Annotated in this window: 12 protein-coding genes; 5 read left to right on the top strand and 7 right to left on the bottom strand. The window is 72.1% G+C overall.

Annotated features, from left to right (window positions below; all coding sequences use genetic code 11):
* Window positions 1–3: 3 nt before the first annotated feature.
* Entirely contained in the window at window positions 4–1,197 is a 1,194-nt protein-coding gene (locus tag JQS43_RS00360; RefSeq protein ID WP_239677045.1) for an ABC transporter substrate-binding protein, read from the bottom strand.
* 242 nt (window positions 1,198–1,439) lie between these two features.
* On the opposite strand from JQS43_RS00360, the gene JQS43_RS00355 reads away from it, so the two are divergent.
* Complete coding sequence (locus JQS43_RS00355) at window positions 1,440–2,051, top strand: bacterial proteasome activator family protein (protein WP_275580990.1); 612 nt, start codon at window positions 1,440–1,442, stop codon at window positions 2,049–2,051.
* Window positions 2,052–2,055: 4 nt separating this feature from the next.
* Here JQS43_RS00355 and JQS43_RS00350 read toward each other — a convergent pair whose 3' ends face one another.
* Window positions 2,056–2,781: a sulfite exporter TauE/SafE family protein gene (locus tag JQS43_RS00350; protein ID WP_239677044.1), complete on the bottom strand. Its 726-nt coding sequence runs from the start codon at window positions 2,779–2,781 to the stop codon at window positions 2,056–2,058.
* Between the two features lie 39 nt (window positions 2,782–2,820).
* Here JQS43_RS00350 and moaC point away from each other — a divergent pair, with 39 nt between their 5' ends.
* The 4 genes from moaC to JQS43_RS00330 are packed head-to-tail and all read left to right on the top strand — an operon-like array spanning window position 2,821 to window position 4,755.
* On the top strand, window positions 2,821–3,318 hold the full coding sequence (gene moaC, locus JQS43_RS00345; protein WP_275580989.1) for a cyclic pyranopterin monophosphate synthase MoaC: 498 nt from the start codon (window positions 2,821–2,823) through the stop codon (window positions 3,316–3,318).
* Window positions 3,291–3,797, top strand: a complete 507-nt coding sequence (locus JQS43_RS00340) for a MogA/MoaB family molybdenum cofactor biosynthesis protein (protein WP_420847724.1) — start codon at window positions 3,291–3,293, stop codon at window positions 3,795–3,797. The genes moaC and JQS43_RS00340 overlap by 28 nt, the downstream gene beginning before the upstream one ends.
* Window positions 3,798–3,838: 41 nt before the next feature.
* A complete protein-coding gene (locus tag JQS43_RS00335; protein ID WP_239677042.1) occupies window positions 3,839–4,225 on the top strand; it encodes a hypothetical protein in 387 nt (128 codons plus the stop codon).
* Window positions 4,222–4,755 (top strand): DUF6036 family nucleotidyltransferase, encoded by a 534-nt coding sequence (locus tag JQS43_RS00330; protein WP_239677041.1) that lies wholly within the window; start codon window positions 4,222–4,224, stop codon window positions 4,753–4,755. Before JQS43_RS00335 ends, JQS43_RS00330 begins: the two co-directional genes overlap by 4 nt.
* 16 nt (window positions 4,756–4,771) lie before the next feature.
* On the opposite strand, the gene JQS43_RS00325 is transcribed toward JQS43_RS00330, so the two are convergent.
* From JQS43_RS00325 to JQS43_RS00305, 5 genes are all read right to left on the bottom strand, one after another.
* The gene (locus JQS43_RS00325; protein WP_239677040.1) at window positions 4,772–8,365 is read right to left on the bottom strand and encodes a hydantoinase B/oxoprolinase family protein; all 3,594 of its coding nucleotides are present in this window, start codon (window positions 8,363–8,365) and stop codon (window positions 4,772–4,774) included.
* Window positions 8,366–8,426: 61 nt separating this feature from the next.
* Complete coding sequence (locus JQS43_RS00320; protein ID WP_420847723.1) at window positions 8,427–9,743, bottom strand: glycosyltransferase 87 family protein; 1,317 nt, start codon at window positions 9,741–9,743, stop codon at window positions 8,427–8,429.
* A 321-nt stretch (window positions 9,744–10,064) separates the two neighbouring features.
* Complete coding sequence (locus JQS43_RS00315) at window positions 10,065–11,267, bottom strand: ATP-binding protein (RefSeq protein ID WP_239677039.1); 1,203 nt, start codon at window positions 11,265–11,267, stop codon at window positions 10,065–10,067.
* Window positions 11,268–11,356: 89 nt separating this feature from the next.
* Window positions 11,357–12,352 (bottom strand): LppU/SCO3897 family protein, encoded by a 996-nt coding sequence (locus JQS43_RS00310; RefSeq protein WP_239677038.1) that lies wholly within the window; start codon window positions 12,350–12,352, stop codon window positions 11,357–11,359.
* A gap of 69 nt (window positions 12,353–12,421) precedes the next feature.
* Complete coding sequence (locus tag JQS43_RS00305) at window positions 12,422–15,556, bottom strand: UvrD-helicase domain-containing protein (RefSeq protein WP_239679582.1); 3,135 nt, start codon at window positions 15,554–15,556, stop codon at window positions 12,422–12,424.
* Between the last annotated feature and the right edge of the window lie 90 nt (window positions 15,557–15,646).

Genomic DNA, 15,646 nt, shown 5'->3' with positions numbered 1-15,646 from the left:
CCGTTACCCGAGCGTGCCCAACTCCTGGACCACCAGGTTGGCGGTGGTCGGACCGTCTGACTCCACTCGGCGCAGGAACCACTTCTGGGTGGGGGTGCGGTTCTGGTTGAACTGCCACCGCCCGCGCGGGCTGTCGACCAGCCCGACCTCGCCCAGCGCCAGGTTGATCTGCCGTGGGCTCGGGTCGCCGTCGGTGCGCCGGATCGCCGCGTCCAGGACCAACGCCGCGTCGTACCCGGCCACCGCGAAGCTGCTCGGCGGCCCGTGCTCGGCCCGGTAGCGGGTGGCGAACGTGCGGTTGGCGCCGCCCCGCAGTTCGGGGGCGTAGTTCGCGGCGGTGTGGACGCCGATCAGGTCGTCGCCGTACTCGGCGAGCACCGCCCCCTCGGTCAGGTGGCCCGGGGCGTAGAGCTCGGTCGGGTCGAACCCGGCGGCCAGGTACTGACCGACGAACTCGACCGCCGCGGCGCCCGCGTACGCTGCGAACGTCGCCGCCGGCGCCTGCTGCGCCAGCTGGGAGAGCGCGTCGTCGAAGTAGTCCTCGTCGGGCTGGCGCTCCTCCTCGGTGAAGATCGGCTCGGCCAGCCGGTCGCTCGCCTGCGCTTCGGCGAACGCCTCCTGCAGGCCGGCTACCGCCTCCCGACCGAACGGGTCGTCCTGCGCCACCACCGACACCGGGCCGGTCACCGCCTGCACCAGGTGCCGGCCGAGCGCCAGCCCGGGTTCGTCGTTCACATAGGAGGTACGCCAGATGTAGGGCACCCCGGTCAACTCCAGCGGGGATGCGTGGGCGCTGAGTAACGGGGTATGTGCCCGTTCCACATCCGCGCTGATCGCCAGCAGCGCCGCCGAGTCGACCACCCCGACGATGGCGTTGACCTCCGCGTCCACCAACCGTTCCAGGGCGTCGGCGGTGGCTTCTGGGGAGCCTCCTTCGTCTTCTTCCTGCTCCGTGACCGGGTGGCCACCCAGCCGCCCGTCGGTGGTGCTCAGATAGCCACGGAAACCGTTCCTGATCTCATCGCCGATTTGCCGGTAGCCGCCGGTAGCGGGTAACAGCAGTCCAATTCGTACCGGTGTCTCGACGGTGCCGGCGGTGTCGTCGCCGGCTCCGTTCTGGGCGCAGGCCGATGCCAGCCCGATCGTGCCCATCGCACCGAAGAGTTGCAGCGCCCGGCGCCGGTGGATCCCGGACACAGCCTCTCCTTCCCAGCGTCGCCCACCCGGGGCGGCCGCCTACCAGAGGACAGGGCCGCGCCGGTCGGCGACGACCCGACCAACCACGACCACGGCGCAGCAACCCCCGCGCGCAACGTGAATGGACTTCGCTGTTCTACCGTGCCGAACCGGTCACCGTCAATAACGTCCGGTATCCCGGCGCTGCCCACTGGCTGCCGCGGGGAAGCCACCCGACCGGCTCGGTGAGTATCATCGAACCGATGACCGACGCACAGCAGCCCCAGAACGCCGAGGCGCACGACGCCGAAGCGCAGGACGCCACCGCCCGCACCGTCGTCGTGGTCGGCCCCGATGGCCAGCCGGTCGGCACCATGCAGGTGCCGGAGGAGAGCGACGGCGCCACCGAGAGCACCCGCGAAGACCCGGCGAAGCTGGTGGAACAACCAGCCAAGGTGATGCGGATCGGCAGCATGATCAAGCAGCTGCTGGAGGAGGTCCGCGCCGCCCCGCTGGACGAAGCGGGTCGCGCGCGCCTCAAAGAGATCCACCACCGCTCGATCGTCGAGCTGGAGGACGGGTTGGCGCCGGAGCTGCGGCAGGAGCTGGATCGGCTGTCGCTGCCGTTCACCGAAGATGGCGCGCCCAGCGAGCCGGAGCTCCGGGTCGCTCAGGCTCAGCTGGTGGGCTGGTTGGAGGGCCTGTTCCACGGCATCCAGGCGGCGTTGGTGGCGCAGCAGATGGCGGCCCGGTCACAGCTCGACCAGATGCGCGGGCGGCCGGCGCTGCCAGCCGGCGCGATGCCGGGGATGCCGGGGATGCCAGGTCAGCCCGCTGCGCCGGGCGACGACCGCCACCCCGGCCAGTATCTCTAACCGCTCAGCCGGCCAGCGCCGGGGCGGCGGTGAGCACTCCGCTGGCCACCAACGCCGCCAGCACTATCCGCCGAAAGCTGCCGGTGGGTAGTCGCCGGAAGAGCAGGTTGCCCAGCCACCAGCCGGCGACCGCCGCCGGGACCCCGACCAGCCCGACCTGCGCGGCGGCGCCGGTCAGCTGACCGGCGAGTGCGAAGCCGACCAGGCTCAACACCCCGGTGCCGGTGAAGACCGCCGCCAGCGTGGCCCGGAACTCCCGGGGCGCCATCTCCATCCCGGCGAAGGCGGCGACCAGCGGCGGACCATTCGTCCCGGTGGAGGTGGAGAGGCTGCCGGCGAACACCCCGACCGCCACCGCCACCGGCCAGCCACCGGCGATCCGCAGCCCCCGCCAGATCAACACGGCGCACCCGACGACCGCGGCCCCGATCAGCACCAGCAGCACCCGCTCCGGGGCCTGGGCGAGCACCAGCAGGCCCAGCGGCATCCCCGCCGCCGAGGCGCCGATCAGCGGCAGCGCCAGCCGCCACCGGGCGTACCGCCGCTCGGTCAGCGCCACCATGATCGACATCAGCATGCCGGCGATGCCCACCGCCACCACCGCCGTACGCGGATCGTTCGTCAACGCCAGCAACGGCACCGCCACCAGGGCGAAACCGAAGCCGGTCACCGCCTGCACCGCCGCCGCCAGCAGCACGATCGCGAACCCCGTCAGCAGCAACGGCACCATGGGCACCGAGTATGCCGGCGCCAGCGGTAGGCTCGCACCGTGACGAACGGCACTACCGACCGGCTGACCCATGTGGATGATCATGGCGCCGCCCGCATGGTCGATGTCTCCGGAAAAGCAACCTCGGTACGCCGAGCCGTGGCCGCCGGGTTTCTCGCCACCACCGCCGATGTGGTGGAGCTGCTCCGCGGCGACCAGCTGCCGAAGGGCGACGCACTGGCGGTGGCCCGGCTCGCCGGCATCATGGGCGCCAAGCGCACCCCCGACCTGGTGCCGCTGTGCCACCCGATCGCCCTGCACTCGGTCACCGTCGAGCTGACCCTCCACGACGACCGGGTCGAGATCACCGCGGCGGCCAAGACCGCCGACCGTACCGGGGTGGAGATGGAGGCGTTGACCGCGGTCACCGCCGCCGGGCTCGCCCTGATCGACATGGTCAAGGCGGTCGACCCCGCCGCCAGCCTGGAGCAGATCCGGGTGCTCAGCAAGGAGGGCGGCAAGACCGGCGACTGGGCCCGTCCGCCGGAGCGGCCGTGACCGCGACGCAGCGCACCGCCCGGATCATCGTCGCCTCCAACCGCGCCGCCGCCGGGGTGTACGCCGACACCAGTGGCCCGCTGCTCGTCGCCGGCCTGCGCGAGCTGGGCTTCGCCGTCGATGAGCCACTGGTGGTGCCGGACGGCGAGCCGGTGGCGCAGGCGCTGCGGCAGGCCGTCGCCGACGCGGTCTCGGTGGTGCTGACCAGCGGCGGCACCGGGATCTCCGGCACCGACCGGACCCCGGAGATGACCCGGACCGTGCTGGACTACGAGATCCCCGGCATCGCCGAGGCGCTGCGGGCCTACGCCGCCCCCACGATCCCCACCGCGGTCCTCTCCCGCGGGTTGGCCGGCGTCGCCGGCCGCACCCTGGTGGTGAACCTGCCCGGCTCCCGCGGCGGCGCCCGCGACGGGCTGGCGGTGCTGGCGCCGCTGTTGCCCCACGCGGTCGACCAGCTCCACGGTGGCGACCACTGACCTCGGCACCGGCAGCGTCATCACCGCCTACCATCGGAGGCGTGACCGTCGAGGCGTACCAGCCGATGACCATAGCCCGGCTCGGGGAACTCCTCGCCACCTGCGCCGAACAGGAGCGGTGGCTGATGATCTCCGAGTTTCTGGAGGAACATCGGCACGAACCCCGGCCCACCAGACTGGCGTTGCTGGCGGCGGAGCCGGCCACCACCGGCGACGAACGCTGGGATGTCTTCCTGGCCGCCCTCGCCGAACACCTCGCTGCGAAGGACGACCGACGCGGCCCGGCCTGGTGCGAGCAGCGGCATCTCTACCAGTTCTGGTTTCCCTTCAACACGCCCGCCGCTCGGGTGGAAGCGATTGTGCACGCCCCGGCCGCCTTCCGCCGACGTGGCGTCATGCTCGCGCGTAACGAATTGGAGTCGGCGTGACCAGCGAACCGATACTCGACCGAGCGTCGATCACGGATGCGCTACGACGACTCGGGGAGCGGCTTGCATACCGCGGCGTCGTGGCCGACCTGTACGTCTTCGGCGGGGCGGCGATGGCGCTCGCCTACGATCTGCGCCGGTCCACCCGCGATGTCGACGCGGTCTTCGAACCACATGGCGCAGTTGTGGCCGAGTCGCAGTCGGTGGCGCTCGAGTTGGGCCTGCCCCGTTGGTGGCTCAACGAGCAGGCGAGTGCGTATGTCGCCAGCGGACGCGACACGGCAGCGCCGCTGGTCTTCGACCACCCCGGCCTCCGAGTCCACGCCGCCTCCGCACCACACCTACTCGCGATGAAGGTGCTGGCGGGGAGGCGCCGCGACACCGAAGACATCCGGCTGCTGGCGGAACATCTGCAGCTGAGTTCGACGGCCGAGGTGCAGGCGGTGTGCGAACAGGTCTTCCCGGACGAGCCATTACCGAAGCGCTCGACCCTGCTGCTGGCCGAACTCTTCGAGGCGGACCCTTCGTAGGTGCCGGCAGGGGTGGTTACTCGGCCGGGCCGTAGCCACCGCCGCCCGGGGTCGCCACCACCAGCACGTCGTCCACGCCGACCTCGACCGAGTCGGAGCCGGCCAGCTCCACCACCGTGCCGTCGGCCCGGACCACGTGGTTGCGCCCCAGGCTGCCCGGGGCGCCGCCGGCCATCCCATACGGCGGCACCCTTCGGTGACCAGACAATGCGCTCACCGTCATCGGCTCCCGGAACCGGAGCCGCCGCACCGCCCCGTCGCCGCCGCGCCACCGGCCGGTGCCGCCGCTGCCGGGCCGGATCTCGAAACTGTCGAGCAACACCGGGAACCGCAGCTCCAGCACCTCCGGGTCGGTCAGCCGGGAGTTGGTCATGTGGGTCTGCACCACCGCGGCACCGTCGAAGCCGGCGCCCGCGCCAGAGCCGGAGCCGACGGTTTCGTAGTACTGGTACCGGTCGTTGCCGAAGGTGACGTTGTTCATGGTGCCGGCGCCTTCGGCCTGCGCCCCCAGCGCCGCGTAGAGGGCTCCGGTCACCGCCTGCGAGGTCTCCACGTTGCCCGCGACCACCGCCGCCGGGTAGGCCGGTGCCAGCAGCGAACCGGGCGGGACCACGATCCGCAGCGGGCGCAGGCAGCCGTCGTTGAGCGGGATGTCGTCGTCGACCAGGGTCCGGAAGACGTAGAGCACCGCCGCGGTCGCCACCGACCGGGGCGCGTTGAAGTTCGTCGCCAGCTGCGGTGAGGTGCCGGTGAAGTCGACCGTGGCCGTCCCCGCCCGGCGGTCGACGGTGATCCGCACCCTAATCACCGCACCACTGTCCATCTCGTACTTATACTCGCCGTCGGCGAGCGCCCCGATCACCCGCCGCACCGCCGCCTCGGCGTTGTCCTGCACGTGCCGCATGTACGCCTGGACCACATCCAGGCCGAAGTGGTCGATCATCCGCCGGACCTCGTCGATGCCCTTCTCGTTGGCGGCGATCTGCGCCCGCAAGTCGGCGAGGTTGGTCTCCGGGTTCCGCGACGGATAAGGCGCCTCGGTGAGCAGCCGGCGGGTCTCCGCCTCCCGGAACCGGCCGTCGGCGACGAGCAGCCAGTTGTCGAAGAGCACCCCTTCCTCGGCCACCTCCCGGCTGTGGGCGGGCATCGACCCGGGGCTGATCCCGCCGATCTCCGCGTGGTGGCCACGGGACGCGACATAGAAGAGCACCTCGCCGCCGGCGTCGTCCCACACCGGCGTCACCACGGTCACGTCAGGCAGGTGGGTGCCGCCGTGGTACGGGTCGTTGACCGCGTAGACCTCCCCCGGCCGCAGCTGCCCGGCCCGCCGGCGGATCACCTCCTGCACGCTGGAGCCCATCGAGCCGAGGTGCACCGGCATGTGCGGGGCGTTGGCGATGAGCGCCCCGGTCGGGTCGAAGAGCGCACACGAGAAGTCCAGCCGCTCCTTGATGTTGACCGACTGGGCGGTCGACTCCAACCTGGCACCCATCTGCTCGGCGATCGACATGAAGAGATTGTTGAAGATCTCCAACCGCACCGGGTCGGCGGTGGTGTCGGCGGCCCGCTCCTCGAACCCCACCCGGACCCGCTCGACCAGCAGATGGCCGTAGTCGGTGACGGTGGCGCGCCAGCCCTGCTCGACGACGGTGGTGGCGTTCGCCTCGGCGACGATCGCCGGACCGGTGACCGTCGCCGCCACCGGCAACCGCTGCCGCCGGAACAGCGGTGCGGTCACCCACTCCTCACCGCTCCACAATGGCACATTGTCGGCGGGGACCGGCGCCGCCACCGCGCTGGCGGTGGCAGCCTCGGCGAGCCGACCCAGCTCCGGCGGTTCGGTGACCCCCACCGCCTCCACCGTCACCGCCTCCACCACCAGCGGCCGGTCCATCAGGAATGAGTAGGTGCGCCGGTAGGCGGCCTCGAACTCGGCTCGCATCGCCGCCGGCTCGGCCAACCCCACCGGCAGCGCCGTGTCGGTGCCGTCGTAACGCAGCGACACCCGGGGGATCAGCCGCAGCTCACCGTGGGGCTGCTGAGCCCGGACCCGCTGCCCGGCAGCGCTCGCCAACTCGTCGGCCAGGCCCCGCAGCCGCGGCATCAGCTCCGGGTCGAGCCGCTGCTCCACCGACTGCTCCCGAATCACCGTGGTGTCGGCGAGCCCGATCCCCAGCGCGGAGAGCACCCCGGCCAGCGGCGGCACCAGCACGGTCCGGATGCCCAGCGAGTCGGCGACCGCGCAGGCGTGCTGGCCCCCGGCGCCGCCGAAGGTGGTGAGGACGTACCCGGTGACGTCGTGCCCCTTCTGCACCGAGATCTTCTTGACCGCGTTCGCCATGTTCGCCACCGCGATCTCCCGAAACCCGGCCGCCACCTGCTCCGGGGTCCGCTGCTCGCCGTCGGCGGCCGACAGCTCCGCCGCCAGCTCCCCGAATCCGCGCCGCACCACCTCCGGGTCTAACGGCTGGTCGCCGTCCGGGCCGAAGACGGCCGGGAACCACGCCGGCTGGACCCGGCCGAGCAGCACGTTGGCGTCGGTGACGGTGAGCGGGCCGCCCCGGCGGTAACACGCCGGGCCCGGGTGGGCCCCGGCGGAGCCGGGGCCCACCCGGGCCCGGCCCCCGTCGAACTGGAGCACCGAACCCCCACCGGCCGCCACGGTGTGGATGTCGAGCATCGGCGCGCGCAGCCGCACCCCGGCCACGGTGGTGTCCAGCACCCGCTCCCACTGCCCGGCATAGTGCGACACGTCGGTGGAGGTGCCGCCCATGTCGAACCCGATCACCTTGTCGAAGCCGGCGAGGGCGGACATCCGGACCATCCCCACCAGCCCGCCGGCGGGCCCGGAGAGAATCGCGTCTTTGCCCCGGAAGTGCCGGGCCCCGGCCAGCCCGCCGTTCGACTGCATGAACATCAGCTGGGCTCCGACCAGCTCCGACTCGACCTGGGCGACGTACCGGCGCAGGATCGGCGACAGGTACGCGTCGACCACCGCGGTGTCGCCGCGCGGCACCACCTTCAACAGCGGGCTGACCTCGCTGGAGAGCGAGAGCTGCGAGAAACCGATCTGGGCGGCGAGTTCGCCGATCGCTCGTTCGTGGTCGGGGTAGAGGTGGCTGTGCAGGCAGACCACCGCGACCGCCCGGATCCCGTCGGCGTACGCGCGCCGCAGCTCCGGCGCCAGCGCGGCCAGATCCGGCGGTCGCAGCACCGTGCCGTCGGCGGTGACCCGCTCATCGACCTCGATCACCCGGGCCGGAAGCTGCTCGGGGAGCACGATGTGGCGGGCGAAGATCTGCGGCCGGTGCTGGTAGCCGATCCGCAACGCGTCCCGGAAGCCGGCGGTGATCACCAGCGCGGTGGGCTCGCCGGCCCGCTCCAGCAGCGCATTGGTCGCCACCGTGGTGCCCATCCGCACCGCGCCGATCGCTCCGGCGGCCTCCCCCGCCTCCGCCAGCAGCGCCCTGATGCCGGCCACCGCCGCGTCCGGGTAGCGCTCCGGGTCGACCGAGAGCAGCTTGTGCGTCAGCAGCGCACCGTCGGGGCGGCGGGCCACGATGTCGGTGAAGGTGCCGCCGCGATCCACCCAGAACTGCCAGCCGTCCATACCGCCCAGCCTGCCACGGCGGCGGCGCCCCAGGTGGCCGGCGGGGCGCCGGCCATCCGGCTCACCGCCCGGAGGTGACCGCCCGGTTGGCGTAGCCGAGCCCTTCGGCCCGGAAGTGGTCGGCGCCGGAACGCCACGGCAGCAGGGCCATCAGCAGAATCACCCCGAGCGCGAGTGAATTTTCGGCGAGCACACCCCACAGGCCGCTGTCGTAGTGCGACCCTTCCGGCAGTCGGTGCCGCACCCACCAGATCGGTGAGAGCACGAAGAGTAGGTAGATGGCCACGGCGGCGCTGGCGTGTCGGAGCCCGGTCAGGCTGGAGACGACGCCGAGCCGGCGATGCGCCGCCCGCCGCCGGAGGGCCGTGTCCATCAGGATCACCACCGCCGGGATCACGAAGACCAGGTGGTGAGTCCAGGAGATCGGGCTGATCACGGTGGAGGCGAGGCCGACCAGGGTGAACGCGGTGAGTTCGTCACCTTCCCGGTGGGCCGAGACCGCCCGGGACAACCCCACCGCGCAGCTGAGCGCGGCGAAGGCGAGCCACAGCAGCGTGGGCGCCTCCGGCGAGTCGTGCAGCCGCGCCAGGATGCCGGAGAGCGCCTGGTTGGGGGTGAAGTCGGCGGCCCCGACCCGGTCGGTCTGCCACAGCACGTCGGTGAAGAACAGCCACGACTCGCGCGGTGCCACCACCGCGGCGGCCAGGCTCGCCCCGGCGAAGGTGCCGCTGGCGACCGCGGCCGTGCGCCACTGCCGGGCGAAGATCAGGTAGAGGATGAAGAGTCCGGGCGTCAGCTTCACCGCGGTGGCCAGTCCGATCCCGGCGCCGGCCCACGCCCCGGAGTAAAACCACCGGGCCAGCCGGCCACCGCTCCGGGCGCTCGCCCCACCGCCGGTGGCGCGCCAGCGCAGCGCCACCAGGTCGGCCACGATCAACGCGAAGAGCAGCAGGTTGACCTGGCCGAAGCCGAGCGTCTCCCGGCTGGGCTCCAGCGCCAGCGCCAGCGGCATCGCCGCGCCGATCACCGCCCAGCGGGGCCAGCCACACCGATCGGCGATCGGCACCAGCATCACCGCCAGCACGAAGGCGAGCGCCGCCACCGAGGCGATCACATTGACCCAACCGGCGGTCACCGGCGACATGCCACCCATCGGCAGCATGGCGAGCGCCGCGAACGGCGGGTACGTGAAGCCGAGGGTGGTGTTCGGGGCGATGAAGGAATACAGCTCGTTGCCGTCCAGCCACCACTCCACCGCGCCGTGATAGATGCGCATATCGAAGAATGAGTAACGGCGCCCGAACATGGGCGTGGCGATCGCGGCGAAGACCGCCGCCGCGGCGATCAGCCACACCTCGCGGCGCCGGTGCCACCGCACTCCGCCGTTGAGCGGCGCCTCGCCGCCCTCGGCGGCCTCGGTGGACCGCGGGCCGGCAGCCGACACCCCGGTCGCCGGCCACGGCTGTGTGGCCAAAGGACCCCCTTGCCCCGCTGCCGCCGACGACTCCTCGCCGGTGCCGCTCACAGTGTGTGAAGCCCGGTTCACATCGGCAGCCGTCATCGCCGCGTCCTCACCCCGTACCCAATATGCGAATCAACGTCGTCGTTGTGTGATGCAACGTGCGTGGTCGCCTGACGGTTCAATGTCCGCCGGCTCATCTGTCCATGCTGCCACGGCCGGTCCACCGCGCGGGCCAAGTTAGCCAGGCTGCGTGCGTAGATACCGTCCGAAGTGGGGAACAGTGAAAGCGACCGTGCCCCGCTCCCCAGAATAGATCAAACCCTTCTTGATTAGTGCGTCGCGGGCCGGTGATAGTGACGCGGGTCGCCGTCCGAGCAACCGGGCAACCTCAGCGGTCGCCGCTCCGGCCTCACCGCCGTCACCGCCCGCAGCCAACTCGGCCATGGTGCGTAAGTACTCCCGCTCCGCCGGCGTCGCCCGCTCGTACCGGGAACCGAAGAACCCGACCGCCAGCTCCGCCTCGGCCTCCGGCGCCGCGACCCGCACGTCCGCCGCGGTCACCGGTGACCGCGGCGCATGATCCCAGGTCGCCTTCCCGTACGCTTGCACAAAGTACGGATACCCACCTGACGCCTCATATAACGCGTCGAGCGCCTTTGCTTCGTACTGGACCTCTTCCCGCGCCGCCGGCGCCACCAACGCGTGATCCGCGGCCAGCCGGTCGAGCCGGTCGATCCGCTGATACCGAAACAGCCGTTCCGAGTAGGACTTCGCCGCGGAGAGCACCGCCGGCAGGTGCGGCAGGCCGGCGCCGACCACGATCAGCGGCGCACCCGACTGCGACAGCTCGTGGCAGGCGGCACAGAGCGCCGAAACCTCTTCCGGGCCCAGATCCTGCATCTCGTCGAGGAAGAGCCCCACCCCGCTGCCGACATCGGCGGCCACCTCAGCGGCGTCGCTGAGCAACTCCACCAGGTCGATCTCCAGGTCGCCGGAGTCGGCCCGACCGGTCGCGGCGGGCACGTCGATCCCCGGCTGCCAGCGGTCGCGCAGCTTACCCTTCGGATCATTGGCGCGCAGCGCGAACGCCTTCAACACCCCGAGGAAGTCATCCACCCGGTGCGGCGCCCGGTGCCGGCTCGCCAGTTCCCGCACCGACATGTGCAGCGCGGCCGACAACGGCCGGCGCAGCGACTGGTCGGGCTTGGCCTCGATCTTTCCGGTGCCCCACAGCCGGCTGATCGCCTGCGAACGCAGTGTGTTCAACAGCACCGTCTTGCCGACGCCACGCAGGCCGGTGAGCACCAACGACCGCTCGGGTCGACCCCGCGCCACCCGTTCCAGCACTACCTCGAAGGCGGCGAGCTCACGGTCACGGCCGGCCAGCTCCGGCGGACGCTGCCCAGCTCCGGGGGCGTACGGGTTCCGTACCGGGTCCATGTCTGGCACCGTATCTGGTCATCTAGCGCCAGGACTAGATTTCGGTATAGGTCGCTAGCGACGTGTCGAGCAGGCCGCCCGACCCACCTCTACGACTCGTCGTCCGCGGCCTCGTCCTCGTCGTCGCCGCCAGCCTCGTCGCCGTCGCCCGCCGCGTCGTGCTCGGCCATGCACAGGACGAAGCTGCTGCTCTCCGCCACCTCGTAGTAGTGGTGGGTGTAGCCCTCGGTATCCGCGCAGATCTCCTGCGCCTGCTCGTTGGCGGCGTCGCCGGTATCCGTCACCTCTTCGTCGACGATCTCCAGCACCTGGAAGAGCTGACCCGCCTCCTCCTCGGCGTCGCAGGCCACGATCCGCATCTGCGGCTCCAGCCCACTACCGTCGTTGACCAGGCAGTCGTCCACCCGGGCCATCGCCGCGTTCATGCCGGTGTTGTCGAAATCCGGGGAGTCGGGGTCGGGGGTCGCGCTCGGGTCCGGGACCACATCCTGGTCCACCGCGCCCGAGCCACCCTCGTCGTCTTGCCCGGTAAGCAGATAAAGCGCATACCCGACCCCCACCGCCGCCAGCAGCACCAGCACGGTGACCACCGCGTAGAGGGCGACCGGCCGGCGAGCCGGGCCACCGGGCCCGGCCCCGGGCACCACCGTCACCGCCGCGTCGTCATCCGGCTCATCCCGATACGGCGAGTCCCGATGCGGAGCGTCCCCGTACGGCGCGTCCCCGTACGGCCGCTCGTCGTACGGCGGCTCGTCATACCGGCCGTCGGCGTACCGGTCATCTGGGTAGCTCTCGCCCCGGGGGTAACCAGCCTGGTCGAAACCGCCCGGATCGGGGTAGCCCGGATCGGGGTAGCCCGGATCGGGATAGCCGGGCGGACCGTACTCCGGACCGCCGTACTCCGGCCGGTCAGCGTAGGGCGGCCCGGGCGGCCCATGGCCCACCGGCTCCTGCCCCCGCGGCGGGTAGCCACCCCGGTCGTAACGCTCCGGCGGGTGACCACCGGCGTCCCACGGGTCGGTCGGCGGGCCGTAGTCACCGGGACCGGGGGGCCCCGGCTCCCGGGGCGGTCCGTGGCGCGACATCAGACGTACCTCCTGGTGCGAGCGGCGAATGCACCAGCGGTAACCGTACCGGTTCGCGGCCGGCGCGGCTTACAGCAGGCGCGGCTGCTGATGCCGGGGCCGCGGCGGCGAGGCAGGCCCCAACGACTCGAACAGCGCGGTGTCGATCACGCCGAGGAATCGGCTCGGACGCTGCCGGTAACTGACGAAGAGCCGATCCTGCGCCCGGGTGAGGCCCACGAAGAACAGCCGGCGCTCCTCCGCCACCGCCGACTCGGGCAGCGGCGCACCTCCGAAGGTCAGCGGTAGCACCCCGTCCTCCACCCCGATCAGGAAGACCACCGGAAACTCCAGCCCCTTCGCGGCGTGAACCGTGAGCAACGTCACGGCCTCCGCCCGGGGGTCGAGCGCATCCACCTCACTGCCCGCGGCGAGCGCGGTCAGGAACTGCGGCAGGTCATCGCCGCACTCCTGGGCGAGCGGCGTCAACACCTCCACCGCCGCCCACACCTCCCGCGGAGTCACGGTGACCGTGTCGGCCGGGTCGAGCGTCGGCGCGTCGTACCGCTCCGCGAGCGTCTGCCCGGCCCGCTTCACCCGGGTCGCCACGTCACCCGCAGCGGCCGGACCCGCCAGCCGCAGCTCCCGCGCCACCTCCGCCACCCCGGTACGGCTGGCGAGCCGGTTGTGGGACCGCTTCTGGACCGGGATGCCGGCCCGCTGCAGCGCGTCGAGCACCGGCCCGGCCTGGGCGTCGGTGCGGTACAACACGGCGATGTCGGCGAAGGAGACCTCACCGGTGGCCGACCGCGCCGACAGCCCACCTCGGCCGCCGGCGTCCAGCGACCGGTGCGACACCCCACCCACCAGCGCATCCACGGTACGGGCGACGAACTGCGCCTCGTCGGCGGCAGAACCTGCCTGATAGCGCCCGAGCAACGGGGCATCCGGCAACAGCCGGGCCGGCTCCAGCCGCCGCTCCCGCACCAGCGTGGTCGGGGCGATCGCCTGGACCGCCGCGGCGATGATCGGCGGCGCCGACCGGTAGTTTCGGGACAGCCGCACCACCCGGGCGTCGGTGAAGTCCTCCGCGAACCGGAGGAAGAACTCGACCTCGGCGCCGCGGAACGAATAGATCGACTGGTCCGGGTCGCCGATCGCGTAGAGGTTGCCGTCCGCCGGGGACAGCTCCCGCAGCAGCGCGTACTGGTCGGCGTCGACGTCCTGGTACTCGTCGACGAACAGCCACGGCCAGCGGCGCCGGTAGGACTCGGCCAGCGCCGGCTCCCCCCGCAGCACGGCCAACGCGGTGCCGACCAGCTCGTCGACCTCGACCAGGTTCTGCGCCCGCAGCAGCTTCCGGTACGCCTCGTCGTCCTCGCCGGCCTCCGCCCGCAGCGCCGCCTGTTCGGGCTCGTCGGCGACCCGGAACCCGCCGCTGAGCCCGGCCGCCGCCGGCTGCTCGCGCAAGATGGTCAGGCCGAGCGCGTGGAAGGTGGCGACGGTGACCCCCTCGGCCACCTCCCCCAGCAACCCCGCCAACCGCTCGCCTAGCTCGCCGGCGGCCCGCCGGGTAAAGGTGATCGCCAGACACTGGTCCGGGGAGACACCCAGCTCGGCGCAGAGGTAGGCGATCCGGTGGGTGAGCGTGCGAGTCTTGCCGGTACCCGGGCCGGCGACCACCAGCAGCGGGCCGCCCGGCGCCGAGGCCGCCACCCGCTGCATCGCGTCCAGCCGGTCCAGCAGCCCGGTGCCCACCTCCTCCATCCCGGCCAGGACCGGTTCGCTCGCCACCCCGGACGGCGCGTCGATGGCTCGGCTGACCTGCGGCGCGAACCGGACCGCCGGGGTCGGTTTCGGCGGCGCCGCCAGCTCGAAGAGCGCCTCCGGCGGCGGGCCGCCCCGCCCGACCCCGGGCGCGACTTCCCGCTCGTCGAAGAGCCGGATCACGCCGTACTCACCGTCGAAGCCGGGGCTGCGGCGTACCTCGCCGCGCCGGAGCCGGTCGATCGCCTCGCCGAACAGCTCGCCGCCGACCCGTCGCAGCTCTGGCACCGGCACCTGGGTGAGGATGGTCAGCTCCGGGCCGAGCGCGGCGACCAGTTCGTTGAGCTTGCCGGCGACCTTCTTGCTCTTCGGGCCCACCCGGTTCAGTTCGCCCAGGATCTCGGCCAACGCGACCAGGTAGGTGACCGGTTTGGCGTGCGCCGGTGGCGGCGCGTCCGCCGGCCGGTCAGCCAACGCCTCCACCCGGCTGAGGACCCCGACGGTCAGCGGCTTGGCGCACTCGGGGCAGACCCCGCCGGCCGCCCGGGTCTGCGCCGGGGACCAGTTCACGCCGCAGGCCCGGTGGCCGTCCGCGTGATACTTCCCCTCCTCGGGGAAGAACTCGATCGTCCCGGCGAGCCCGTCGCCGGTGCGCATGGCCTCCCGGATCGCGTAGTAGTCGAGCTCACAGGCGAACTCGGTCGCCTCCCGGGCCAGCGCTGGCGGCGAATGCGCGTCCGAACAGGAGATAAGGTGATAGCTGTCCAGACTGGAGACCCGGTGGTTCATCGCCGGGTCGGAACTCAGGCCGGTCTCCACCGCGAAGATATGGTCGGCGAGGTCGGCGTAACAGTCAGCGATCGCGTCGAAACCGGACTTCGAGCCGAGCGCGGAGAACCAGGGGGTCCAGATGTGCGCCGGCACCAGGAAGGCCTCCGGGCTGGCGGTCAGCGTCAGCTCCAGCAGGTCCCGCGAGTCCAGGCCGAGGATCGGCCGCCCGTCCGAGGCGAGGTTGCCGATCCGCCCCAACTGCTCGGCGAACCGGTCGGCCGCCGGCAGGTCCGGCAGGTAGACCAGGTGATGGACCTTGCGGGTCCGCCCGTCTCGCTTGTAGATGGTGGAGATCTCCACTGAGAGCAGGAACCGGGTCGGCGCGCTCGCCGCCACCCGCGCCGGCAACCGCTGGTCGACCTGCCGCTCCAGCTCCGCGGGCAGTCGGAACAGGCCCGGTTCAGCCGGCCGCAGCGACTCCCGGACATGCTCCCGCCACGCCGGATGCGTGATGTCGCCGGTGCCCACCACCGCCACGCCCTTACGGCGGGCCCAGTACGCGAGGTTGGGCAGCTCCAGGTCCCGGCTGCAGGCGCGTGAATACTTAGAGTGGATGTGCAGGTCGGCCACGAACGAGGCGACCGCCGGATCGGCCGACGAGGGGTGCTGCGGAGCGGACGCCGCCACGAGCGGTGCCGCACCGTCGGGGTTCGAGGGCACGCCGCATTGTGTCACAACCGCTGTCACCAGCCCCACACGCCACGCGCGCGCCCGAGG

Source organism: Natronosporangium hydrolyticum (assembly GCF_016925615.1).
GTDB classification, from domain to species: Bacteria; Actinomycetota; Actinomycetes; order Mycobacteriales; family Micromonosporaceae; genus Natronosporangium; species Natronosporangium hydrolyticum.
The sequence above is the reverse complement of the archived record's forward strand: the minus strand, read 5'-3'. Positions and strand labels throughout refer to the sequence as shown.

Bases quoted from the DNA above. Each gene is read 5' to 3' on its own strand.
- JQS43_RS00310 (WP_239677038.1), bottom strand. From the start codon at position 12,352: ATGTCGCGCCACGGACCGCCCCGGGAGCCGGGGCCCCCCGGTCCCGGT.
- JQS43_RS00315 (WP_239677039.1), bottom strand. From the start codon at position 11,267: ATGGACCCGGTACGGAACCCGTACGCCCCCGGAGCTGGGCAGCGTCCG.
- JQS43_RS00325 (WP_239677040.1), bottom strand. From the start codon at position 8,365: ATGGACGGCTGGCAGTTCTGGGTGGATCGCGGCGGCACCTTCACCGAC.
- JQS43_RS00355 (WP_275580990.1), top strand. From the start codon at position 1,440: ATGACCGACGCACAGCAGCCCCAGAACGCCGAGGCGCACGACGCCGAA.
- JQS43_RS00350 (WP_239677044.1), bottom strand. From the start codon at position 2,781: ATGGTGCCGTTGCTGCTGACGGGGTTCGCGATCGTGCTGCTGGCGGCG.